This window comes from Roseovarius sp. (genome assembly GCF_048262375.1).
Classification (GTDB): Bacteria; Pseudomonadota; Alphaproteobacteria; order Rhodobacterales; family Rhodobacteraceae; genus Roseovarius.
In genome coordinates this window covers 107,408-130,110 of record NZ_JBLXFE010000005.1, presented here as the reverse complement: position 1 = coordinate 130,110, position 22,703 = coordinate 107,408, and the positions used below count along the sequence as shown (strand labels likewise).

At 62.4% G+C, this 22,703-nt stretch carries 23 protein-coding genes; 9 read left to right on the top strand and 14 right to left on the bottom strand.

Annotated elements, in window-relative coordinates; genetic code table 11:
• Window positions 1-137: 137 nt before the first annotated feature.
• The 4 genes from ACN0SW_RS07630 to ACN0SW_RS07615 all read left to right on the top strand — a co-directional run bounded on the left by ACN0SW_RS07630 (window position 138) and on the right by ACN0SW_RS07615 (window position 2,851).
• On the top strand, window positions 138-476 hold the full coding sequence (locus tag ACN0SW_RS07630) for an SMR family transporter (protein ID WP_417727318.1): 339 nt from the start codon (window positions 138-140) through the stop codon (window positions 474-476).
• Between the two features lie 83 nt (window positions 477-559).
• Window positions 560-976 (top strand): Fur family transcriptional regulator, encoded by a 417-nt coding sequence (locus ACN0SW_RS07625; protein WP_417727317.1) that lies wholly within the window; start codon window positions 560-562, stop codon window positions 974-976.
• 25 nt (window positions 977-1,001) lie between these two features.
• Window positions 1,002-1,886, top strand: coding sequence for a cation diffusion facilitator family transporter (locus tag ACN0SW_RS07620; RefSeq protein WP_417727437.1), 885 nt, complete (start codon window positions 1,002-1,004; stop codon window positions 1,884-1,886).
• 80 nt (window positions 1,887-1,966) lie between these two features.
• Window positions 1,967-2,851 carry a DMT family transporter gene (locus ACN0SW_RS07615; protein ID WP_417727316.1) on the top strand — a complete coding sequence of 295 codons (885 nt, stop codon included), beginning with the start codon at window positions 1,967-1,969 and terminating at the stop codon, window positions 2,849-2,851.
• Window positions 2,852-2,882: 31 nt separating this feature from the next.
• On the opposite strand, the gene ACN0SW_RS07610 is transcribed toward ACN0SW_RS07615, so the two are convergent.
• Genes ACN0SW_RS07610 through ACN0SW_RS07600 form a run of 3 tightly spaced genes read right to left on the bottom strand, consistent with a single transcriptional unit; the run spans window position 2,883 to window position 5,413 of the window.
• Window positions 2,883-3,260, bottom strand: coding sequence for a potassium channel family protein (locus ACN0SW_RS07610; protein WP_417727315.1), 378 nt, complete (start codon window positions 3,258-3,260; stop codon window positions 2,883-2,885).
• 4 nt (window positions 3,261-3,264) lie between these two features.
• A complete protein-coding gene (locus ACN0SW_RS07605) occupies window positions 3,265-3,900 on the bottom strand; it encodes a DsbA family oxidoreductase (RefSeq protein WP_417727314.1) in 636 nt (211 codons plus the stop codon).
• Window positions 3,887-5,413 carry a class I adenylate-forming enzyme family protein gene (locus ACN0SW_RS07600; protein ID WP_417727313.1) on the bottom strand — a complete coding sequence of 509 codons (1,527 nt, stop codon included), beginning with the start codon at window positions 5,411-5,413 and terminating at the stop codon, window positions 3,887-3,889. The genes ACN0SW_RS07605 and ACN0SW_RS07600 overlap by 14 nt, the downstream gene beginning before the upstream one ends.
• A 66-nt stretch (window positions 5,414-5,479) precedes the next feature.
• On the opposite strand from ACN0SW_RS07600, the gene ACN0SW_RS07595 reads away from it, so the two are divergent.
• Window positions 5,480-6,103: a helix-turn-helix domain-containing protein gene (locus ACN0SW_RS07595; RefSeq protein WP_417727312.1), complete on the top strand. Its 624-nt coding sequence runs from the start codon at window positions 5,480-5,482 to the stop codon at window positions 6,101-6,103.
• A 21-nt stretch (window positions 6,104-6,124) separates the two neighbouring features.
• On the opposite strand, the gene ACN0SW_RS07590 is transcribed toward ACN0SW_RS07595, so the two are convergent.
• Complete coding sequence (locus tag ACN0SW_RS07590; protein WP_417727311.1) at window positions 6,125-6,391, bottom strand: hypothetical protein; 267 nt, start codon at window positions 6,389-6,391, stop codon at window positions 6,125-6,127.
• Between the two features lie 181 nt (window positions 6,392-6,572).
• Window positions 6,573-6,983 carry a group III truncated hemoglobin gene (locus tag ACN0SW_RS07585; RefSeq protein ID WP_417727436.1) on the bottom strand — a complete coding sequence of 137 codons (411 nt, stop codon included), beginning with the start codon at window positions 6,981-6,983 and terminating at the stop codon, window positions 6,573-6,575.
• 478 nt (window positions 6,984-7,461) lie between these two features.
• On the opposite strand from ACN0SW_RS07585, the gene ACN0SW_RS07580 reads away from it, so the two are divergent.
• The 3 genes from ACN0SW_RS07580 (at window position 7,462) to ACN0SW_RS07570 (ending at window position 12,460) form a co-directional block, all read left to right on the top strand.
• The gene (locus tag ACN0SW_RS07580) at window positions 7,462-8,277 is read left to right on the top strand and encodes a methyltransferase domain-containing protein (RefSeq protein WP_417727310.1); all 816 of its coding nucleotides are present in this window, start codon (window positions 7,462-7,464) and stop codon (window positions 8,275-8,277) included.
• A gap of 321 nt (window positions 8,278-8,598) precedes the next feature.
• Entirely contained in the window at window positions 8,599-11,571 is a 2,973-nt protein-coding gene (gene ileS / locus ACN0SW_RS07575) for an isoleucine--tRNA ligase (RefSeq protein WP_417727309.1), read from the top strand.
• Complete coding sequence (locus ACN0SW_RS07570; RefSeq protein WP_417727444.1) at window positions 11,513-12,460, top strand: hypothetical protein; 948 nt, start codon at window positions 11,513-11,515, stop codon at window positions 12,458-12,460. Before ileS ends, ACN0SW_RS07570 begins: the two co-directional genes overlap by 59 nt.
• Before the next feature lie 9 nt (window positions 12,461-12,469).
• On the opposite strand, the gene ACN0SW_RS07565 is transcribed toward ACN0SW_RS07570, so the two are convergent.
• From ACN0SW_RS07565 to ACN0SW_RS07555, 3 genes are all read right to left on the bottom strand, one after another.
• Window positions 12,470-13,633: a serine hydrolase domain-containing protein gene (locus ACN0SW_RS07565; RefSeq protein WP_417727308.1), complete on the bottom strand. Its 1,164-nt coding sequence runs from the start codon at window positions 13,631-13,633 to the stop codon at window positions 12,470-12,472.
• Window positions 13,634-13,712: 79 nt separating this feature from the next.
• The gene (pth, locus tag ACN0SW_RS07560; RefSeq protein WP_417727307.1) at window positions 13,713-14,399 is read right to left on the bottom strand and encodes an aminoacyl-tRNA hydrolase; all 687 of its coding nucleotides are present in this window, start codon (window positions 14,397-14,399) and stop codon (window positions 13,713-13,715) included.
• A gap of 178 nt (window positions 14,400-14,577) precedes the next feature.
• Complete coding sequence (locus ACN0SW_RS07555) at window positions 14,578-15,204, bottom strand: 50S ribosomal protein L25/general stress protein Ctc (protein ID WP_417727306.1); 627 nt, start codon at window positions 15,202-15,204, stop codon at window positions 14,578-14,580.
• Between the two features lie 241 nt (window positions 15,205-15,445).
• On the opposite strand from ACN0SW_RS07555, the gene ACN0SW_RS07550 reads away from it, so the two are divergent.
• Window positions 15,446-16,474, top strand: a complete 1,029-nt coding sequence (locus tag ACN0SW_RS07550) for a hypothetical protein (protein ID WP_417727305.1) — start codon at window positions 15,446-15,448, stop codon at window positions 16,472-16,474.
• A gap of 35 nt (window positions 16,475-16,509) precedes the next feature.
• On the opposite strand, the gene ACN0SW_RS07545 is transcribed toward ACN0SW_RS07550, so the two are convergent.
• The 6 genes from ACN0SW_RS07545 to ppk2 all read right to left on the bottom strand — a co-directional run bounded on the left by ACN0SW_RS07545 (window position 16,510) and on the right by ppk2 (window position 22,703).
• The gene (locus ACN0SW_RS07545; RefSeq protein WP_417727304.1) at window positions 16,510-17,676 is read right to left on the bottom strand and encodes an alpha-hydroxy acid oxidase; all 1,167 of its coding nucleotides are present in this window, start codon (window positions 17,674-17,676) and stop codon (window positions 16,510-16,512) included.
• Window positions 17,677-17,730: 54 nt separating this feature from the next.
• Window positions 17,731-19,113: an MATE family efflux transporter gene (locus ACN0SW_RS07540; RefSeq protein ID WP_417727303.1), complete on the bottom strand. Its 1,383-nt coding sequence runs from the start codon at window positions 19,111-19,113 to the stop codon at window positions 17,731-17,733.
• 42 nt (window positions 19,114-19,155) lie between these two features.
• The gene (locus ACN0SW_RS07535; protein WP_417727302.1) at window positions 19,156-20,073 is read right to left on the bottom strand and encodes a nickel/cobalt transporter; all 918 of its coding nucleotides are present in this window, start codon (window positions 20,071-20,073) and stop codon (window positions 19,156-19,158) included.
• Complete coding sequence (locus ACN0SW_RS07530) at window positions 20,055-20,699, bottom strand: DUF1007 family protein (protein ID WP_417727301.1); 645 nt, start codon at window positions 20,697-20,699, stop codon at window positions 20,055-20,057. The genes ACN0SW_RS07535 and ACN0SW_RS07530 overlap by 19 nt, the downstream gene beginning before the upstream one ends.
• A gap of 78 nt (window positions 20,700-20,777) precedes the next feature.
• Entirely contained in the window at window positions 20,778-21,536 is a 759-nt protein-coding gene (locus ACN0SW_RS07525) for a TylF/MycF/NovP-related O-methyltransferase (protein WP_417727300.1), read from the bottom strand.
• Window positions 21,537-21,722: 186 nt separating this feature from the next.
• Window positions 21,723-22,703: a polyphosphate kinase 2 gene (gene ppk2, locus ACN0SW_RS07520; RefSeq protein WP_417727299.1), complete on the bottom strand. Its 981-nt coding sequence runs from the start codon at window positions 22,701-22,703 to the stop codon at window positions 21,723-21,725.

The following is a 22,703-nucleotide window of genomic DNA, read 5'->3' as shown; positions in this document are numbered from 1 at the left end:
GCGGCGCGGTGCGTGGCGTTGGTTCCGGTGCGTGGCGTAAGCGATACTGCTCAAGGCCAGTCTGCCCTTTCGCGGTGGACGCCGCGCGTGCCCTCGCATAAGTCTGGGATCAATTGCCAAAGACCAGAGAGCGCGCCATGATCCCACAGGTCTATCTGATCCTATTCCTTGCCATTATGGCCGAAACCGCAGGCACAACGGCCCTGCAGGCGAGTCAGCAATTCACCCGGCTGTGGCCTTCGGTTCTGGTTGTCGTGGCCTATGGCATCAGCTTTTTCCTGCTGGCGCAAACGCTCAAGGTGATGCCGGTCGGCGTGGTTTATGCGATCTGGTCGGGGCTGGGGATCGTGTTCATCGCCTGTATCGGCTATGTGATCTTTGGTCAAAAGCTGGATCTGCCGGCGATCATCGGCACGGGCATGATCCTTGCGGGGATCATTGTCATTCAGCTATTCTCGCGTACAGCACCGCATTGAGCGTCCCCGAAGAATGGCAAAAGGGCTGGCCAGTGCCGCCGCCTGCCGTTATGGCACTGCCGCAAGACCAGACGAGGCCACCCATGAGCGATACTATTACCGAACGCTGCGAAGCCAAGGGGCTGCGCATGACCGATCAGCGCCGGACTATTGCCTCGGTGCTGGAAGGCTCGGACGATCACCCGGATGTGGAAGAGCTCTATGCCCGCGCGTCGGGGCGTGATCCGCGCATTTCGATTGCCACGGTTTACCGCACCGTCAAGCTGTTCGAAGAGGCGGGCATTCTCGACAAGCTGGAGTTTGGGGACGGGCGTGCGCGCTATGAAGATGCCGAGCGCGATCATCACGATCATCTGATTGACATGAACTCGGGCGAGGTGATCGAATTCGTCGACCCCGAGATCGAGGCGCTTCAGGACAAGATTGCGGAAAAGCTGGGCTATCGTCTGATCGGGCATCGGCTCGAACTCTACGGCGTGCCGTTGAAATCCGGTGAGTGAGCCGGGGGCGGTCTCTGTGCGGGTGATGCGGCTCGCCATCGGCAGCGTGATCGTGGGACTCATCGTGCTGGCGCTCAAGGCTTTGGCTTGGGGGGTGACGGGGTCTTTGGCGTTGATGTCTGACGCCTTGGAAAGTCTGGTGAACGTCGCCACCGCACTGGCTGTGATCGCGGCGCTGCGGTTGGCGCGGCGTCCTGCGGATGACAATCACCCTTATGGTCACCACAAGGCGGAATTCTTTTCGGCGGTGCTCGAAGGCGTGCTGATCGTGATTGCAGCCCTGTTTATCCTGCGCGAGGCCTATGACGGATTTTTGAGCCCACGGGTCATGGACGCGCCATTTCTTGGCATGGCGATCAACATCGGTGCGAGCCTGATCAATGCGGGCTGGGCGGTGATCCTTATCCGCAACGGGCGCAGCTATCGTTCGCCCGCGCTGGTGGCGGATGGCAAGCATCTGATGACGGATGTGGTGTCGTCGGTCGGTGTGCTGATCGGGGTTGGGCTGGCGCTGGCCACTGGCTGGCTCTGGCTTGATCCGGCGATGGCGGTGCTGGTGGCGTTCAACATCCTTTGGTCTGGATCGGTGCTGATCAAGAACTCGTTGAGCGGGCTGATGGATGAGGCGGTGTCTGAGGTCGAGTTGGCCACGATCCGGCAGGTGATCAGCGACGTGGCAAGCGCGGATGCCGCCTTGCAGGCGCATGACCTGCGCACGCGGCATGCGGGCCCTGTGATCTTTATCGACTTTCATCTGGTGGTGCCGGGTGCCACATCGGTTGAGGCAGCGCATGATCTGTGCGACCGGATCGAGGCGGCGCTGATGCAGGCCTTGCCCGAAGCGCGGGTGACCATCCATGTGGAACCCGAGCATAAGGCCAAGAATAGCGGCCATGTCGTGCTGTCATAGACCAGCCGCTTTTTCAGGCGGATGATTCGGGCTATGACGCGATTTCACTCATAAGAAACTTTGGCAAGAAAGCCCTCTGGATGGAAAATCTGCGCGGCAGTATTCTGATGACCCTCTCGATGGGCGGTTTCGCGCTGGAGGATATGTTCATCAAGCGGCTGGCGGACAGTTTGCCCGTGGGGCAGATCATCATCCTGCTGGGGTTGGGGGGCGCGCTTGTCTTTGGGGGGATCACGCGGGCGCAGGGCCGCAGGCTCTGGTCGCGGGATCTGGTATCGCGGCCGGTGATCCTGCGCAATTTCGGCGAGTTGCTTGGCACGATGGGATTTGTCACGGCGATTGCGCTCACCCCGTTGTCCTCGGCCTCGGCCATTCTGCAAGCTACACCTCTGGCGGTCACTTTGGGGGCGGCGCTGTTCCTGGGGGAGGCCGTGGGCTGGCGGCGTTGGGCGGCGATCCTTGTGGGTTTTTCCGGTGTCCTGATGGTGATCCGCCCGGGGATGGCGGGATTCGAACCTGCGTCGCTTTTCGCGGTGCTGGCGGTCTTTGGTCTGGCCGCGCGCGATCTGGCGACGCGGGCGGTGCCGCGCACGATCTCGTCGATGCAGCTCTCGACCTATGCCTTTGCCACGCTGGTGCCGACGGGGGCGATCCTGCTGGCGTTTCATGGCGCGCCTGTCTGGCCCACCGCGATGAACTGGCGGGATCTGGTGCTGGCGCTCTTGTGCGGGGTGTCGGCCTATTACGCCATCGTGGCGGCGATGCGGCTGGGCGAGGTGGCGGTGATCACGCCGTTTCGCTATTCACGGCTGGTTTTCGCGCTCATTATCGGGGTGACGCTGTTTGACGAGCGCCCGGACGTCTGGACGCTGGCGGGCGCGGCGATCATCATCGTTTCGGGGATCTATACGTTCTGGCGTGAGCGGCGACTGGCGCAGCGCGCGGCGCGCGTGGTGTCGGGCTAGGGCATTTATGCGCAGCGCGTGACGCCGGGGGCTATTGCGGCGGGGTGTCTCGGTTGGCGGACTGCGGATCGGCGGCGCTATGCTCGGGATTTGGCGGATCGTGGCGGTGACCCAGACGGGCCACCAGCCATTCGGTGTGTTCTTCGCGTTTGCGCACGGCAAAAGAGCCGAATTGCTGGATCGCCACGGCAAAGATACCAAGACCGATCATGATAAAGATCGTGGTGCCGATCTTGCCTGCGGCGGTGGCGGGGACGAAATTGCCGTAGCCCACTGTCGAGAGGGTGACGACAGTAAAGAAATAACTGTCGAGCCAAGACCATCCTTCGATCAGATGAAAAAACACCGTACCGCCGGTGATGATAAGGGCGACCATTGCCAAAAGGGTAAGAGCCTTGGCGCGGTTCATCGGATCAGCTTGCCGTGGCTGTCAATTCGTCGATGACCTTGACCCACATCGCGGCGGGCTGACAGCCCGGCACCGCATGTTGCCCGCCGACGATAAAGGTCGGCACGCCGGAAATCCCCATCTGGCGGAATTGCGCGTCGCGGGTGCGGATCTCTTCGCGGTCGGCCTCGGTGGTCAACAACCGCTGGATCATCGCACCATCAAGGCTGAGGCTATCGGCGAGATCGGCCAGAACCTCGGGATCGCCAATGTCGCGACCTTCGTTGAAATAGGCCCGGAACAGCGCCATTGCCATGCGATCCTGACAATCCTCGATCCCGGCCCAATGCAACAGGCGATGCGCATCGAGCGTGTTGGGGGTGCGCTTGATCGCCGCAAAATCAATCGTCAGCCCGGCGGCCTCGGCGCGTTCCAGAACCGGGGCATAGGCGCGAATTGCGCCTTCTTTTCCGCCAAACTTGGTCTCGAGGTACTCACGGCGGTCCATCCCGCCTGCGGGCATGTCGGGGTTGAGTTGGTAGGGGTGCCATTCGATCTTGAACGGGTGATCAGGGCGCTGTGCCAGAGCCTGATCAAGCAATGTTTTGCCGATGTAGCACCACGGGCAGATCGGATCGGAAATGATGTCAAGCTTGACCATGAAGGTCCTCATAGATCGGCCGCAGGGCGCGGCGCAGGATTTTGCCATTGGCCCCTGTGGGCAGGGCCGCGACGTGGAAAAAGCCGCGTGGGGCTTTGTACCCCGCAAGCCGCGCCCGAGCGAAGGTGTCGAGGGCGGTGGGGTCGAGGGTTTCGGGGCCAGTATAGAATGCCATGATGACGCGCGCATCCTCTTTCACCTCGATATCGGTGACGGCGACGCTGGTGATGCCGGGATGGGCGCTCAGCGCCGTCTCGACCTCCATCGGAGAGACGCGGTAGCCGCCAGCGTTCATCATGTCGTCGGCGCGCCCCAGATAGGTGATATGGCCCGCATCGTCCATCATGCCCTGATCGCCGGTCAGGAACCAGTCGCCGTTGAATTTCTGGGCGGTCGCCTCGGGGGCCCCGAGATAGCCCAGCATCAGGCCGGGATCGGATTTATGCACGGCGATGGTGCCCTCGGTGCCAAGTGGCACCGGGCCTGTGGCCCCCATGATGGCCACGCGGCGCCCGGCCTGAGGCCGACCGAGCGTGCCGGGGGCCGCAGGATGGTCCGGGCTGCCGGAAATGAAGGTCGAGCATTCGGACATGCCGTAAGCCTCATAGATCGGCGTGCCGGTTGCCTCTTGCCAATGCTGGCGGATGGTCTCGGAGAGTTTTTCGCCCGCCGCAAGCCCGTGACGCAGATGCGGCAGGGCGAGGCGCTGACCGGGCGTGACAATCTTGCGATAAACGCCGGGGGCTGCTGCAAAGATCGTAGCGTCATGGCGTTTGAGCAATAGGGGCAGTTGTTCGGCGCTGATGCCGGGGGCCGGAATAAGCGCGGTCGCCCCCATGGTCCAAGGGTCCATGAGACCGGTGCCAAGGGTGAAGGTCCAGTTGAACGCGCCCGCGTGGCAGAGCCGGTCCTCGGAGGTCAGGCCATACCAGCCGTCAAACATCATCTGCCGCGCCCAGATGGCGCGATGCGCATGCAGCACCGCGCGTGGAATGCCCGAGGTGCCTGAGGTATAGATGATATAGGCGGGGCGGTCCGGATCGCCCATATCCCAGGGTGCGGGCGGCAGATCGCGCATCGCCTCAAGGGCGGATTCCTCCAGCATGGGAATATCGGTTTCGGGACAGGCCACGTCCGCCGCGCGCAGGATCAGGGCCGGTTGGGTGGTCTTGAGGATGCCCGCCACCTCGGGTTCGGTCAATTGGCTTGAGGTGGGAATGGGCACGAGGCCCACGGCGATCGCGCCCAGATAGGCAATAGGAAACTCAACCGTATTGCCCAGCCGCATCAGCACCCGGTCGCCGGGGACAGCACCTGCGCGCAACAAACCTGTGCCGGTGCCACGCACGGCCGCGAGCAGGCGTCCATAGCTCCAGCGTTCGGCTTTGCTCAGGCCCAGAACCGCCAGCGCGATCTTGTCGGGCTGCGACCCGGCCCGGCCCAGAACATGGGCCGCAAGGTTGAAAGGGGTGGGGCAGGGGGCGCTTGGCCCCTGATCGAATATAGCGTTCATAGGGGTGGCTTAGGCGGGCCGCGCGGCGGTTGCAAGTGGCTCTGCGCCTGCTTATAGCTTTGGTCAATGACTGATCAAGCCCTGCACCCCCTGCTGCGCGTCACGCGCGAGACCGGCGTTGATGCCGCGCCCGAACCTCTGGATCTCGGAGTGCGGGTGCGTGGTCTTCGCAAGGCGCGCGGCTGGACGCTGGAGCAGGCGGCCAAGCAGGCCGGGCTGGCCCGTTCGACCCTGTCCAAGATCGAGAATGGCCAGATGTCGCCCACCTATGAGGCGCTCAAGAAGCTGGCACTGGGGCTGGAAATCTCGGTGCCGCAGCTCTTTACCCCGCCGTCGCGCGACCGGATCAACGGGCGCATGGCGGTGACAAAGGCCGGTGAGGGCACGCCCAAGGCGACCACCACCTATGAGCATGACCTTTTGGCCGATACCCTGCGCCAGAAGCGCATGATGCCCTACCGGTCGCGCATTCGCGCCCGCACGGTCGAGGAATTCGGCGGCTGGGTGCGCCATGACGGCGAAGAATTTCTTTATGTGCTGACCGGGGTGGTGCGGCTCTATACCGAGTTCTATGAGCCCATCGAAATGCGCCGGGGCGACAGCGCCTATTATGACGCGACCATGGGTCACAATGTGATTTCGGTCAGCCCCGAGGATGCGACGATCCTCTGGGTGACCTCGCTCGATTGAGCGGGGAGTATTCGCCCCGGATCACTCGACGGGGGTCGCTGGGGTTTGGCCCGAGGCCGCGCCGTCGATGACGCTCTGCGGGGCTGTATCATCGGCGGATGGGGCGCTCTGGCCGATGAGCGAGGGGCGCAGCATGCTGAACGCCACCAGACCGCCCATCAGGACCACCAGAGCTAAAAGCCCGGTTAGCCCGCCGCGTGTGGTGGCCCCGGCATCGGGGCGCCGGGTGTCGTATCTGTTGAGGTCGCGGTTGCTGGCGCGGTGACTGTCGCCATTGGGAGTGTGCATGCGGTTCTCCTTTGCTGTCGCGCCATCATACACCAGAACCGGGGGGCCTGCTGATCACAGAGCCGGGCACTGCGGTTTCGGGCGTGTTTTTGCCATTTTGGCATGAGATGGCGTGCAGGTTTCCGCCGTCGCCCCGATATTGCCGGTGGCCGTGCCGCGTTTTGGCCGCGCGAGGCCGGATTCAGCGCAGTTTGGGGATGCCGCCGGGCAGGGTGCTGCGGTCGACCACGCCGGCGCGCAAGGACCGGCCGATGCGATGCGCCAGCGCTGACCAAGCGGCGGCCTGATCCGGCGAGAGTTCGCGCGCCAGCACCGCATCGAAGAGGGCGAGCCAGGTCGAGAACATGCCCGGTTGTACATTGCGGGCATTCACATGGGCGGCCATCGGGCTGCCGTCGTAGACGCGGTCATGCAGGATCGAATTGGCCCAGAAATCGGCCACCTTGGCCTCATGCGCGGGCCAGTCGGTGACATGCGCCGCAAAGATCGGCCCAAGCCCCGGATGCGCGCGCACCGCCGCGTAGAATTCGGTCACGACCCGCTCGATCTCGGGGCGGGTGATGGGGAAACGTGGGGGCAGGGCGGTGTTCATGGTCCTTATGTGGCGTGGCAGAGGGGCCGAGGCAATCCCTCCCGTGGCAGGGTGGGGCGACATCATGATCCTGTGCTCCGCTGATGTCTGGTTGGTTATGTGGCCAAAATTTGATGATTTTTGTCGATAAATCATAGTGTTGATGACCGCGAGGGACCGGTTTTGTGAATCGTCCAGAGGGTGCAGGGCGCGCGCGCGGATCGGGTCTGGTCTGCGGTTGGGGCGCGATTGTCCTGATCCACGCCCGTTTCCGGGAACCGGCGCGCCCTCAGGCGGAAAAGCGCTTGATCCGAGGGCGGGATTAAGCGATCTTTCGACCAGCCTGAAGGCCGCTTGAAAAAGGGCGGCGCGCCTGGCGGCGACGAAGAGGATAAGACCCTCTGCGAATTCGGGAATGGCGCTATGCCAGACGGCAAATGATCTGGCCGAAAAGACAATCCTGTGTCAGGGCTGCGCTTGAAAATTGGGAAAAATACGGATGAATGACACAGAGCGAATGGGAGCGCAGTTGAACAAGCCGGCCCCCCTCGACCCCCAATCCCTGCGCCGCATGCGGATCACTGCCGGAATTGATCCAGAGTCGTCTGGCATCGAATACGGCCCTTTGCACCGCACCATCATGCCGCGGTCGGTCTGCAAGACAGTCCGCTATGTGGACTACAAATCGCGGGACGAACTTGCCGCGCATTACATGAACGATCCGAATGTCGATGTGTCCTTGATCCCAGAGATCGACATCGTGACGGGTGGGGCGCTCATTTCTGACTTTGTGCCGGATGACAGCCTTGATTTCGTGATCGCGTCGCATGTTCTGGAGCATGTGCCGGATTTCATCGGCTGGCTTGAAACCAATCTGCGGCTGTTACGACCGGGGGGTCGGATCGCGCTGGCCTTTCCCGACCGGCGCTTTTGCTTTGACATGGCCAAACAACCGACCAGCTTTCACGAGGTGATTGCCGCCTATTTCGAGAAACGCACGCAACCCAATTTCACCCAGATCTGCGACCACATCCTGAACAGCCGCAAGGTCACACCTGCAGAAATCTGGGACGGCAGGCTGAATGTGGACAATGCGCCATCTGTGCATGGCTCGACCGGAGCGCTGAGTATCCTCCGGAAACTGGTGACCAAGACGGGATACCACGATGTGCACTGCTGGAAATTCTCGGATCAGGAATTCATCGACATGCTGACCCGGATCAAGGCCGAATTACATCTGCCGTTCGAGGTTTTGTCGCTGTTTCCGACCCGACGCAACACGACGGAATTCTTTGCGGTTCTGGTCAAGGTCTGACAGCAGGCAGGCTGTCGTGTGCGGCGAGTGGCGTCAACCGGCCACCGGCGGGTGACGGCCCGAGGCATTCTGGTCCTGTCATGCGTTCGGCGCGAAATCTTGAAAAGATTTCGGAGCGCTTTCTTTTCAAGAAAGCGGGCCCCCGCCCTCTGGACGCTTGGCGGGCGCGCGCCTATAAGGCGGGCATGATGAGACGCACCGCGATCATTATTCGAATTACATGCCCGGCGCTCTGAGACAATCGAGCTGCCGGGACAAGGCGTATGGGCTACCGCGCCGCTGCACCCCCCAATTTCCAGACCAGTGACAAGGACGCAAACCATGTGCGCCGACACGACCCAGACGCCGGATTACAAAGACACGCTCAATCTGCCTGAAACCGATTTCCCGATGCGCGCCGGATTGCCCGCACGCGAGCCCGAGTGGCTGGCGCGTTGGGCGCGGATCGGGGTTTATGAAAAGCTGCGGGAGAACGCGGCCCTCGCCCGGACGGGCGAAAATCAGGAACGCCGCAAGCCCTTTACCCTGCATGACGGCCCGCCCTATGCCAACGGCCATCTGCACATCGGCCACGCGCTGAACAAGATCCTCAAGGATATGGTGGTGCGCAGCCAGCAGATGATGGGCCGCGACGCGCGCTACATCCCCGGCTGGGATTGTCACGGTCTGCCAATCGAGTGGAAGATCGAAGAGCAGTACCGCGCCAAGGGCATGGACAAAGACAAGGTCGACGTTGTCGATTTCCGGCAGGAGTGCCGCAAGTTCGCAGAGGGCTGGATCGACATTCAGCGCGAGGAATTCAAGCGGTTGGGCATCACCGGCTGTTGGGATCGGCCGTATCTGACCATGGATTTCCGCGCCGAGCGGATCATCGCGGAGGAATTCCAGAAGTTCCTGATGACCGGCGTGCTCTACCAAGGCTCCAAGCCGGTGATGTGGTCGCCGATCGAGAAAACCGCGCTGGCCGAGGCGGAGGTCGAGTATCACGACAAGGAAAGTTTCACGGTTTGGGTGAAGTTTAAGGTTGTAGATCCGATCGCCGGTGACGATGCGAAGCTTCAAAATCGTGATTTGTTTGGTGCCTATGTCGTCATCTGGACCACCACCCCTTGGACTATGCCAAGCAACAAGGCCGTGGTTTACGGTGAAAGCTTTGCCTACGGTCTCTATGAAGTGACTTCGACCCCCGAGGAAAGCTGGGCCAAGGTCGGCGACCGCTTTATTCTGGCTGACAAGCTGGCGGGCGATGTGATGGCGCGGGCCCGTCTTGAAGAGGGCATGTATACCCGCGTGCGCGATGTGACGGCGGACGAACTCTCAGGCCTCTCGCTGCAACACCCGCTCGCCGGGGCAGAGGGCGGCAATGGCGAATGGGATGATCTGCGCGATTTCCGCGCCGCCGATTTCGTCACCGACGAGGAAGGCACCGGATTCGTCCATTGCGCGCCCTCGCACGGGATGGAGGAGTTCGAGCTTTACCGCGATCTGGGCATGCTGGAGCAGGTGATCACCTATAACGTGCTGGAAGATGGCTCTTTCCGGCCCGACCTGCCGTTCTTTGGCGGCAAGTTCATCCTTGATCGCAAGGGCAAGGAGGGCAATGCCAACAAGGCGGTGATTGATAAATTGGCCGAGGTGGGCGGGCTTCTGGCGCGTGGCAAGATCAAGCACTCTTACCCGCATAGCTGGCGCTCCAAGGCACCGGTGATCTATCGCAACACTCCGCAGTGGTTCGCCGCGATTGACCGGCCAGTGGGGGACGGGCAGGATGACTATGGCACCACCATTCGCGAACGTGCGTTGCGCTCGATTGACGAGTTGGTGACATGGACGCCCAAGACCGGTCGTAACCGGCTCTATTCGATGATCGAGGCGCGGCCCGATTGGGTGCTGAGCCGCCAACGCGCCTGGGGTGTGCCGCTCACCTGTTTTGTCAGAATTGGTGCGCAGCCGACCGATCCTGAGTATCTTTTGCGGAATGAAGAGGTGAATGCCCGCATCCTCGCGGCCTTTGAGGACGAGGGTGCGGATGCGTGGTACAAAGACGGTGCCAAGGAGCGGTTCCTGTCGGGCATCGTCAACCCGGAGGACTGGCGCAAGGTCGATGATATTCTCGATGTGTGGTTTGATAGCGGCTCGACCCATGCCTTTGTGCTGCGCGACCGCGCAGACGGGTCCGAGGATGGCTTGGCCGATCTTTACCTTGAGGGCACGGATCAGCATCGCGGCTGGTTCCATTCGTCGATGTTGCAGGCCTGCGGCACGCGCGGCCGCGCGCCCTATCGGGGGGTGCTGACGCATGGCTTTACCCTTGATGAGAAGGGCAACAAGATGTCCAAATCCTTGGGCAACACCGTGGCGCCCGAGGAAGTGGTCAAGCAATATGGCGCGGATATTCTGCGGCTCTGGGTGGCGCAGGCAGATTACACCGCCGACCTGCGGATCGGGCCGGAAATCCTGAAAGGCGTCGCCGATGGCTATCGCCGCCTGCGCAATACGCTGCGGTTCATGCTGGGGGCGCTGGCCCCGTTCACCGAGGCGGACCGGGTTGATCCCGCCGATATGCCCGAGTTGGAGCGTTGGGTGCTGCACCGTCTGGCAGAGCTGGATCATAAGGTGAAGAAAGGCTATGAAACCTATGACTTCCAAGGGGTTTTCCAGCAAATCTTTAACTTTTGCACGCTTGATCTGAGTGCGTTCTATTTCGATATCCGCAAGGATGCGCTCTATTGTGATGGTGACACCGCGCGGCGTCGCGCGGCGCGCACCGTGCTCGATTTGTTGTTTCACCGGCTGACAACATGGCTGGCGCCGGTGCTGGTGTTCACCATGGAGGAAGTGTGGCTGTCGCGCTTCCCCGGCGAGGATAGTTCGATCCACCTCACGGATATTCCCGACACGCCGGCCGACTGGCTCAATGAGCCGCTGGCGGCGAAATGGGCGATGGTGCGGCAGGCGCGGCGGGTGGTGACGGCGGCGTTGGAGGTGCAGCGCACCGACAAGGTGATCGGGGCAAGTCTGGAGGCCGCACCCGTGGTGCATATCCGCGATGCCGAGATGCTGACGGCGCTGAAATCGGTGGATTTTGCGGATATCTGCATCACCTCGGATTTGATGCTGACCGGCGATCCGCGCCCAGACGAGGCGTTCCGCCTGCCGGAGGTTGAAACCGTTGGCGTGGTCTTCGAGCGCGCCGAGGGCGAGAAATGCCAGCGCTGCTGGAAGATCTTGCCGGATGTGGGGCGGCACGCGCATCCCGGCACCTGCGGGCGCTGTGACGCGGCCTTGGGGTGAACACCCCGTGACGCGGATTTACCTGCACATAGGTCTGCCCAAGACGGGCACGACCTATTGGCAGCATCTGGTCTTTCGCAGGATGCAGGGGATCACGTTCTTTCATCGCGTCAGTGGTGAGGCAACCGCGCGTGAGATCACCCGCATCCTGCGGGCCTTGCATCATGAGGATCACGGGACCAAGCCCGCCGGCGACGGTGGCTGGCGGGGCCGGATTGCGCGACTGTTGGGACGGGCGCGCCCGGAGCCGCCGCGCCCGGGCCTGCGGCAAGGGTTCGATGCCCTTTTCGGCGTGCAACCCGAGGGCGAGGATCGGTTGTTGTCGTGCGAGAATATATCGCTGACCAGCGACGGGTTCTGGAACGGGCGGGCGGCGACGCCCGCGCAGGTGGCCGGGCAACTGGCCGCGATGGACCGCTATTGGGGCGGGGGCCGGGTGCGGATCATCCTCACTACCCGGAAGCCCGATAGCTGGTTTGCCGCGCGCTATGCCGAGTCGTCGAAGGATTTTGCGAGCTTCTGCAACCACGATTTCGCGCAGCGTGCCGAGGCGCTCTTGTCCGACGAATTGAAGCCATGGCAACGCTGGATCGACACGGACCATGTCATGCGCGTGTTCGAGGAGGCGTTCGGGCCGTCCAATGTCTTTGTCATGCCGCTCGAGCGGTTGGCCGAGCACCCGGTTGCCAGCATTCTGGAAATGGGGCGCTTTGTTGGTGGGCGCGATCTGGGATATGTGGTTGAGGCGCTTGAACGCGAGGGCAGGCTGGACGGGCGCAGCAACAGCCTGCGCGCCGGGGACGGGGGCTGGCGGTTGCGTTCAACGGGTGAGGTTATCAGCTATCCGCCCGGTCTGGATGCGCGGCTGCGCCAGCGGTTCGGGGGCTGAGCCGGCCCTTCAGATCGCCCCGGCGATCTGGCGCAGGACTGCGATATTGTCATGTTTGACGCCGGGTTCGCGAAAGGCGCGGTCGGCAGAGGTGGCGACGATCACCACATCGCGGGCGCGGTCGATGTAGATATATTGCCCGTAAATGCCGTGGCCAAAGAACTCGCCGGGCTGTGCATCGCGGGGCATCCACCATTGGAAGCCATATTTCAGATCGCCCGGCGCGGTGGGGGCGGTGGGCGTGGTGGCGGCGCGCATCCACTCCTCGGGCACCACCTGTTGGCCGTTGTAGCGGCCCAGATTGGCGGCCATCAGCCCAAAGCGGGCGTAATCGCGGGTGGTCACGTTGAGCCCGCCAAGCGCAAAGGCCACGTCCTCGCCATCGGTGAGGTAATAGGGTTCGGCCTCAAACCCGAGGGGCTGAATGATCTTTTCCGACAAGAGGTCTGGCAGGCTCCGCCCGGTGGCGCCGCGCAACACCATGGCGAGGATATGCGTATCAATCGAGACATATTTCCAGCGGGTGCCGGGATCGGCGTCGCGCGCGGTGAGGCCGGCGGCAAAGCCGTCCATCGTCCCGCCAAGCGCCAGCACACGGCCCATGCGGTTGATGTCTGACTCGTAGTCGAGATAATCCTCGTCAAAGGCCACGCCGCTCATCATCAGGAGCACATTGCGAATTGTCGCGCCCTCATAGGCGCTGCCGGTGAGGCTGGGGGCGTAGCGCGTCACCGGGTCGTCGAGCGAGGCGATATGTCCCTCGGCCATGATCACGCCAAAGAGGGCCGACAGAAAGCTCTTGGCCATCGACCAGCTGATCCGGCGGTCCTCGGGGCGGGTGCCTTGGTGATAGCTCTCATGCACCACAGCGCCCCGGTGCAGCACCATGAGCGAGGTCACGTCGCGTGCGGCGATCCAATCCGTCGCCACCTTGGGCAGGGTCATGGCGGGGCCTGCGGGCAGCGGCGAGACAGGACCCGCGCCGCGCGAGACCGGTATGTGAAGAAACGCGCGGTCCATGTTCGAGAAATTCCCGACGATGTGCTCTGCGTCAAACAGGCTGTTGACCGCCCAGAGGCGGGCGATGGCCTCGCGTTTCCAAAACCCCACCGCTGCGGTTGCAAGCAGCAGAATGATCAGGACCCGCCCAAGCCATTTTAATCCGTTTCGCATTCCGAGGCTCCGTTTTGCCTGTGTTGAGTTGAGCAGCGCGGGTGCGACAGATCAAGCATGACGTTGGGGACATGGGGTATCAGCGAAACCTGTCTACCAGCTTTTGCAGGGGCGAGCGGGTCTCGTCCTGCGGCTCTTCTGCTTGCTTTGGCGGTCGTTCGGTCTGTGCTGTGTCTTTGCGTGCGGGCTTGGGGGCGACGGGGGTCAAGGCCTGGGCCACGGCGTTCTGAAAGCGGTCGGGTTTGCCCTGCGCCAGCCACGGCGCGCCCTTGGCGATGCCGCGCAGCAGATCATCGAGCCAATCAGCATCTGCTTTGGCAAAATCCTGCAAGACATATTGCGCCACGCGGTCCTTGTGCCCCGGATGGCCGATGCCAAGGCGCACGCGGGCATAGGCCTCGCCGATATGCTGATGGATCGAGCGCAGGCCGTTGTGCCCTGCATGGCCGCCGCCCAGCTTGCAGCGCAGCTTGCCCGGAGCGAGGTCGAGTTCGTCGTGAAAGACGGTGACATCGGCAGGGGTCAGTTTGTAAAACCGCAGCGCCTCGCTCACCGATTGCCCGCTGAGGTTCATAAAGGTCATGGGTTTGAGCAGAACGACCTTTTCACCGCCCAAGGCGCCCTCAGAGAGCATGCCCTGAAACTTGGACCGCCACGGGCCAAAGCCGTGTTCCCCGGCGATCCGGTCGAGCGCCATAAAGCCGATGTTGTGGCGGTTCCGCTCGTATTTCGCGCCCGGATTGCCGAGACCTACAAAGATCTGCATGGTCGATGCCCCCAATTTTGATTGAGGATGGTCTAGGGCCTTGGGCCTGCGGAATCAACGGGGGCCTACGCGGATACCCCAAGCGGCACCGTCAGGATTGTGCGCCGGGGGGAAGGACGTAAAAAAACGCGACCCCGAATGGGGCCGCGTTCTGTCAAAGCGGGGGCGCGCGCGAGGATTACTCCTCGTCGCCCTCTTCCTCTTCGTCGTCCTCACCCTGCGAGCGCAGCGCAGAGGGGGCGGAGATGTTGCAGATCACGAAATCGCGGTCCTTGATCACCGGTTCTGCGCCTGCAGGCAGATCGACCATCGAGATGGTGACGACATCGCCGATTTTCTCGATTTTCGAGAGATCCACGGTCACATGATCAGGAATGTCGCCTGCGAGTACGTTGAGTTCGACCTCGGGACGCACCACGGTCAGCACGCCACCTTTGCGCAGAGCCTTGCAATCGTCCGCGTTGATAAAATCAACGTGGATGAACAGGTTGATGCGGGTGGTGCGGCGCAGGCGCATGAAATCGACATGGGTCGGCAGATCCTTGACCACGTCGCGTTGAACATCGCGGCAGATCACGCGCACATCATCTTGGCCTTCGACCTGAAGGTTGAACAGGGTCGACTTGAACCGGCCCTTCTTGAGGCGCTTGAGCAGCGTGTTGAACGGAATGTTGATCGCCAGCGGCTCTTTGTCGCCACCGAATACGATCCCCGGAACCATGCCCGCACGACGAGCTGCGCGAGCGGCGCCCTTGCCCGTCCCCGCGCGTTCCTGGGCTTGAAGATCAGGAATTTCTCCAGCCATTTAAATTCTCCATATGTTAGGGCGGGGCTCCTCCAAGGCTGTAGTCCCCGCGTGAAGCTGCGCTACTAGACGGATTTTGCCGAATTGAAAAGCGGAATCTTGTTGATCGGGTGGGATGCGTGACCTATCCGTCGATTCCGCCGGCTTTCGGGGCTGGTTGCCCATAGCGCCGTCTGCGATAGATGTCGAGCACAGTCGACGGATCCGAAGGGCCCCGTCATAACAAAGGAGCAGGACTGACATGCAACGCCGCGTTTTCCTGCATGTCGGCATGCCGAAATGCGCGACCACAACCATTCAGGCGGTTTTGTTTCGACAGCAGGACCGGTTGCGGGATCTTGGGATTTCGTATGACATGCCGGCGGTCCAATTGGCGCAGTCTCAGGGCAATGCCGCAGATCTGGCGATTGCAGCCTATCGCGAACGGTCGCAGGCGGTCTCGGAGGCGCTGGATTTTTTCCTGCGCGGTGAGGGGGATGTGGTGCTGAGCGCCGAAGGTCTCTCGGGGCTTTATAAATCGGCGGTGGCGATCAATCTGGTCAGAGATTTGCGGGCGCGCGGTGCTGAGGTCTATGTGATCGCGGTGTTTCGCAGGCAGGACCATTGGCTGGAATCAGATTTCAAGCAGCATGTCAAAGGCGGGCAGACTTGGAGCGGCAGCATCGGGGAGCTGTTGGAGAAACGCCTTCAGCAAGACGTGCTGAACTATGCGCTCTTCGCGCTCTATTGGTCGAAATATGTCGGGCGGGACAGGGTGTTCAGTACCGTGATCTTACCAGGAAGTCCGCGCCGCTATCCGGTCAATTTCGTGCTGGAGCAGATCGGTGCGGCGGACCTGTGCTATGCTGATGATGCGGCTGTGCCGATGGCCAATGTCAGCCCGCCCACGGGTCTGATTGAGCCTGCGCGCCTGCTCAAGCAAGAGATGCGAGCCGCCGGATGCTCTGTGGCGCAGATCGATGCGGCGCTGAACCGGTTCTTTGCCGAAGCGCCGGGCGTGGTCGAGGTGCCCAAACGGCGGTTTCTGTTGCCATTTGCGGAGCGCGAACAACTGGTGGAGCGCTGGAAGAACAGCAATCGCGATCTGGAACGGCGGGCGGGGCATCATCTGGCGTTTGATGTCGAGATTGATCAGGACCCGGCGTCAGAGGTGCCACTGGACGAAGAAGCCCGCGCCGTGCTCGAGGTGTGGCATACACAGGCCGCCGCAGTTTCCGCACGGGACGGGGGATCGCGTCCGGGCTTTTTCCGGCGGCTCTTTCGGGGGTGAGTCAACGCGCGCCCGAGAGGCGCGCGTTAGCTGCCTCAGACCATCCAGCGGCCGGTGAAATCCTCGGGCACCATCAGGATGTCGCGGTCCAGATCCTTGACATCGCGGCGGCCACAGAGGCCCATGCTGCTGTCGAGTTCCTTGTGGATCACTTCCAGTGCGCGGGTGACGCCCGCCTCACCCATCGCGCCCAAACCGTAGACAAAGGCGCGGCCAATATAGGTGCCTTTGGCCCCCAAGCTGAGCGCCTTGAGCACGTCCTGACCCGAGCGGATGCCGCTGTCGAGATGCACTTCGATCTTGTCTCCCACCGCATCCATGATCGCGGGCAGGGCGCGGATGGCCGAGAGCGCGCCGTCAAGCTGTCGCCCGCCGTGGTTCGACACGATGATCGCATCGGCCCCCACATTGAGCGCCTCGCGCGCGTCGCGCGGGTCCATGATGCCCTTGATGACCAGCGGTCCATCCCACATCTTGCGAAATTGCCGGATGCGGTCCCAATCGAGCGCCTGATCAAAGGCCTCTGCCGTCCAGGTGCTGAGCGAGGAGGGATCGGTCACGCCCTTGGCATGGCCCACGATATTGCCGAAAAACCGCCGCTTGGTGCCCAGCATGCCAAGGCCCCATTGCACCTTGGTCATCATGTTGGCGATGCTCTTGGGCGTCAGTTTGGGCGGGGCGGAGAGACCATTCTTGAGGTCCTTGTGGCGCTGTCCCAGCATTTGCAGGTCGACCGTGATCATCGCCGCCGAACATTTGGCATCGCGCGCCCGGTCAAACAGGCGCTGCATGAAATCATCGTCCTTGAGGGTATAGACCTGCATCCAGAAGGGTTTGGTGGTGTTCTCGGCCACATCCTCGATCGAGCAGATCGACATGGTGGAGAGGGTGAAGGGCACGCCGAATTTCTCGGCGGCGCGTGCTGCCTTGATTTCACCATCCGCGTGTTGCATGCCGGTCAGGCCGACAGGGGCGAGGCCCACGGGCATTGCCACATCCTGTCCGATCATCTGGCTTGCGGTGCTGCGTCCGGTCATGTCGATGGCGACGCGCTGGCGCAGGTAGATCTTGTCAAAGTCGGTGGTGTTTTCGCGAAAGGTCTGTTCGGTCCAGCTGCCGGATTCCGCGTAATCGTAGAACATCTTGGGGACGCGGCGGCGGTAAATCTGTTTGAGATCGGCGATATTGGTAATGACGGGCATGGCGTCCTCCGAAATTGGTCAGTTTCATTTACCAACGGATGCGGGGGGGTGCAATCACTCCTGTTGCCGCAGATGTGCCGCAGCCGGGGTAATGCGGCGCGCGGACCACCCCCAGAACCGCAGCAGCATGAAAATGCCTGCCAGCGCCAGCCCCATCGCGAGGCCCAGCCAGATGCCCGGCCCGCCATAGCCCCAAACGATCCCCAACAGGTAGCTGACAGGCACGCCCACCGCCCAATAGCTGAGCGCTGCGATGACCATCGGCACGCGGGTATCGTGCACGCCGCGCAAGAGGCCAAGCGTCTGTACCTGAGCCGCATCGATCAGTTGAAAAAGCGCCGCAGCCGCGAGGAGTTGTCGCCCGATGGCGATCACGGCGGCACGGTTGGGGTCGTCGGCGCCAAGAAAGAGGCTGATCAGCGGGTCTGGCACGAGCACGAGCAACATCATGGTCGCCAGCGCCACCGTGGCCGACATCCCCAGCACCACGCGCGCGCCGTCGCGCAGGCCCACGCCATCGCCGCGCCCGTGCGCTTGGCCGGCGCGCACTGTGGCAACATTCGACAGACCCAGATGGATCATGAAGATCACCGAGGTGATCTGAAGCGCGATGCCATGCGCGGCCAAGGGCAGGGTGCCGAGCCAGCCCATCATCACCGAGGCCGAGGCAAACAGCCCGACTTCGGACAGATTGGTCAGGCCGATGGGCCAGCCGAGGCGAAAGACCTCCATCAGCGCCTCGGGGTCGGGGCGCCAGAAGTGTTGAAATATTGCATGTTCCGGGGAGGAGCGGTGCACATAGGCGGCCAGCGCCACGAGAGAGGCGATATTGACGCCGAGCGAGGCAATGGCAGCCCCGCGCACGCCCAGTTCCGGAAATCCGAAATTCCCAAAAATAAGCAGATAGTTGATGCCAGCATTGAGCGCCACCGCCGCGAGCGTGATCCAGAGCACCACGGTCGTGCGCTCGAGCGCCGCGAGATAGGATTTGAGCACCATCACCATGAGCGCGGGCAGGATGCCCAGCCCCGCGATTCCGAGGTAATCGGCGGCGAGGGCGGCGGTGTCGGGGTCTTGTCCCATGCGGTCAAAGAGCGCGCCGGACCAGATCATGAACGGCAGGGAGCCCAAGCCAAACATAATTGAGGCCCAGAGGCCCATGCGGGTGACGCGCCGGACCTGTGTGACCGCGCCCGAGGACTGTGCCGAGGCCACCATCGGCATCACCGCCCAGGCAAAGCCCGAGCCAATGATGAAAAGGACAAAGAACATGGTGCCGCCCAGCACTTCGGCGGCCAGGGCCTCGACCGAATACCAGCCCAGCATGAGCGCATCGGTAAAGGTGATGGCGAATTGCGCCACATGACTGCCGACAAGTGGCAGGCCGAGGCCGAGCACAGCGCGGATGTGCTGGCGATATGTGAGGCGGGGTTGCATAGGGCTGGCGTTAGACGCGCTCGGCCGTCTGTGCAAGCCTCGTCAGAGCACGCCGAGCATAAGATGGGTAGAAAGTGCCGCAATGATCACGCCCGCAGCGATCTCGAACAGGGGCAGGGCGCGGGCGGTGCTGTCGGTCGTGGCCAGCCGCGCCAGAGCGCCTTCGCGCAGGGTGACAGAGCCGAGCGCCACGGCGAGCGTGACACTTGCGGTGCCCAGCCCCATGGCAAAGGCCCCCAGAATTCCGGCCAGATCAAGACCCATGCGCCATGTGAGAATAAGCAAGAAGAGCGCGCCGGTGCAGGGTCTGATGGCCACCGCGCCAATCAGGGCGGCGGCATCGCGCCAACCGGTGACGGCCTCGGATTGGGCCAGGGTTGGCCCGTGTTTATGCCCGCAAGAGAGGCAGGGCGCATCCGGCTGATGGGTGTGGCGGGCGTGGCTGTGATGCTGTTGCCCGGCCCGTAAACGCCGCCAGCGGCGCAGGCCACGCAGTGCCAGCCAGAGGCCCACGAGGGCAATCGCGGCAAAGCTGGCGGGGGCCATGATGTCTTCGGCCAGATCGGTCATGTGCTGGCGGGTCTGATCAAACAGCAAGACGCCCGCATAGACCAGCAGAACCGCCGCTGCCGCCTGCGCAAAGCTGGAGGCCAGCGCCAGCAGCGACAGACGCAGCGCGCTGACGCGGGCGGCCATGCCGTAGCCGCCAATCAGGATCTTGCCATGTCCCGGTCCGGCTGCGTGAAAGAACCCATAGGCAAAGCAGAGCGCCAAAAGCCCCGCCAATGCGCCCGGTTCCCCGGCGCGCAAGCTGCGCAAGAGCCGCGCCATTGCCTGTTGAGTCTCAGACTGCCCGGCGCGGGCCCACTCCGAGACCTGTGCCGCGCCACCACCCCCCCAGAGCCAGATAACCAGCCCCGCCAGCGCCAGCGCCACAAGGCTCAGGATGGGGCGGTGCATGAGATTATCAGGCTCTCGGAATACAGGTTGCCCACTTCGACGCCGGTAAATTGCTCTTCGGCGGTCATTTCGCTCAGCATCTTGCGGAATTGCTCTTGGCTCTCATCAAGATCGGGCTCGGTGATCGTATAGGCGCAGCCCTTGGGCAGGGTGATCGGCCCGGCAAGACTATGGGCGACGTAATAGGTGGGATCATAGGCCTCGACGCGTAGACCCTCGGCTTTGACAGGGCCAAAGCTTCGGGTGTGGGTGGCGACGATCCTGCCCTTGTCCAGTGCGATGCCGGTGGGGATGGGGTGAGCCAAGGCGATCTTGGTCTCGCCGTGATACATATAGAGATCGCCCTCGAACCCTTCGGGCCATTCGACCAGATCGAATCCTTTGAGTTGCGCCAGCTCCGCCTCGGTCAGCGCGCCGTCACCATCTGGGTCCAGCCCCATGTCGGTGAGAATGAGCAGAGAGAAAAAATCGTCATAGCTCCAGATGACCTCGACCTTGGTAAGCCGCCCCTCGGCATCGGCGGTGAAATGCAGCGCCACATCGACAAAGACATGCGGATGCGCGCCCAAAGGCGTGACAGGCAGGCAGAGCGTGGCGGCAAGCGCGAGGGGACGGAGCGGCTTCATACGGACAGGCTTAGGCGGATGGGAGGCAGGCCGCAAGGTTCCTGTGTGGGCGAAAGCCGGCGGCGCGCGAAAGGCCGCTCAGCTCTTGATCACCAGCGATTGCCCGCTGGTCATGGACAGTATCTTTTCCGGCTTGTCCGAGAAAAATTCGTCGATCGCCTTTTTCGCTCCGGGACAATCGGCCGAGCCGTAATCGTCGCATAGGATGACACCGCCCGGCTTCACCTTGGGATAGAAAAACGCGACCGCAGCAAGGGTCGGCTCGTAAAGGTCGACGTCGATATGAACGAGCGAGAATTCTTCGTCTTCAACATCGCCAAAGCGCTCAGGGATCCAGCCCTTGTGCAGCACGACACGGTCGCCAAATTCACTGAGGTTTCGCCGTACGATATCCTCGGGCACGGCCAGATCCCCCTTTGACCATTCCGATTTTCCACTGGTCTGAATGTCGTCTTGGCCGGGATCGGACAGCCCCTCAAAGGAATCGAACACATGCAGCCGCTTGGCGCTCTGCGGGCCTGCCCCCGAGAGCAGGAAGAGCGATGACTTGCCGTAGCGCGAGCCGCATTCGGCGAAATTCCCCTCAATTTCCCGCACGAGGCGCGCCAGCGCAAGCAGCGTATAGCTGCGGTCGTTGGGAATGCCTTGGATGCCGCGCAGCTTTGCCTTGTCGCGGGCCTCGACGAATTCCGGGTCCGTCTGCCAGATCATCTGTTTCTTGTAGACTTCAAAGCCCTGCCGTTCCGCCAGCCGCTTGGCCAATTTGTAATGCCAGCGCCGATAGGTTTCGCGCCCCAAGAGAAGCCCGCCGAGCGTGTCGATTGCCTTGATGATCACGGTGTGCCCCTTGTTTTACCTCGCAGGGCGCCCTTGCGGCCATGCCCTGCGGGTTGATGGCCCAAGCGGATAGGCCGCGTCAAGAGGTCGGATCCCCAACAGGGGGTGCGGTGCCCTGAGGACGGAAAATCGGTCGCCGGATCAGCCCGGCCCGGCCCCAAGACCGGACGCGGGCATTGCAAAGGATCAGCGTGTCTTGCGATCCTCGGGGTGCAGTGATTTGCCAAGGATATGGTCGCTCTTGTGCAGAACGTGCTGCGCCGTCGCGACGATCAGCGGATCGGGCGCATGCGCGATGTGATGGTCCTTGCCGGGATAATCGAGCGCGTTCAGGAAATGCCGCATGCAATTCAGGCGGGCGCGTTTCTTGTCATCGGATTTGACCACGGTCCATGGCGCATCGGCGGTGTCGGAGTAAAAGAACATCGCCTCTTTCGCCTCTGTGTAATCGTCCCATTTATCAAGGCTCGCCTTGTCGATCGGGCTCAGCTTCCAGACCTTGAGGGGATCGGTCTCGCGGGAGGCAAAGCGGGCGCGTTGTTCCCCTTGAGTGACGGAAAACCAGTATTTGAACAGTCGGATACCCGAGCGCACCAGCATCCGTTCCAGTTCCGGGGTCTGGCGCATGAACTCAAGGTATTCATGCGGCTCGCAAAATCCCATCACCCGTTCCACGCCCGCGCGATTGTACCACGAACGGTCATAGAGCACGATTTCACCGGCCGTCGGCAAATGCTGGACATAGCGCTGGAAATACCATTGGCCGCGTTCCTGATCGGTGGGTTTGTTGAGCGCCACGACCCGCGCGGTGCGGGGGTTGAGATGCTCGGTAAAGCGTTTGATCGTGCCGCCCTTGCCTGCGGCATCGCGCCCCTCAAAGAGCAGCACAATCTTTTGCCCGGTCTCTTGCGCCCAGAGCTGAACCTTGAGCAATTCGGCCTGCAAATGCGCCTTTTGCGCCTCATAACTGCGGCGACCCATGCGGGTGTCATAGGGGTATTCGCCGTTTTCAAAAATCTGCCGCGACGCAGTGGGATCGTTGGCGGCGACAACGGGCTGTGCGGTTGGCTTGGGATTGGCAGGTGCTGACTTGGCTTGATCCCGGTCGGAGGTCATGTCGGTTGCAGGTTCGGGCAAAGGCAAAGACGAGGGCTGAGATTCGGTCAT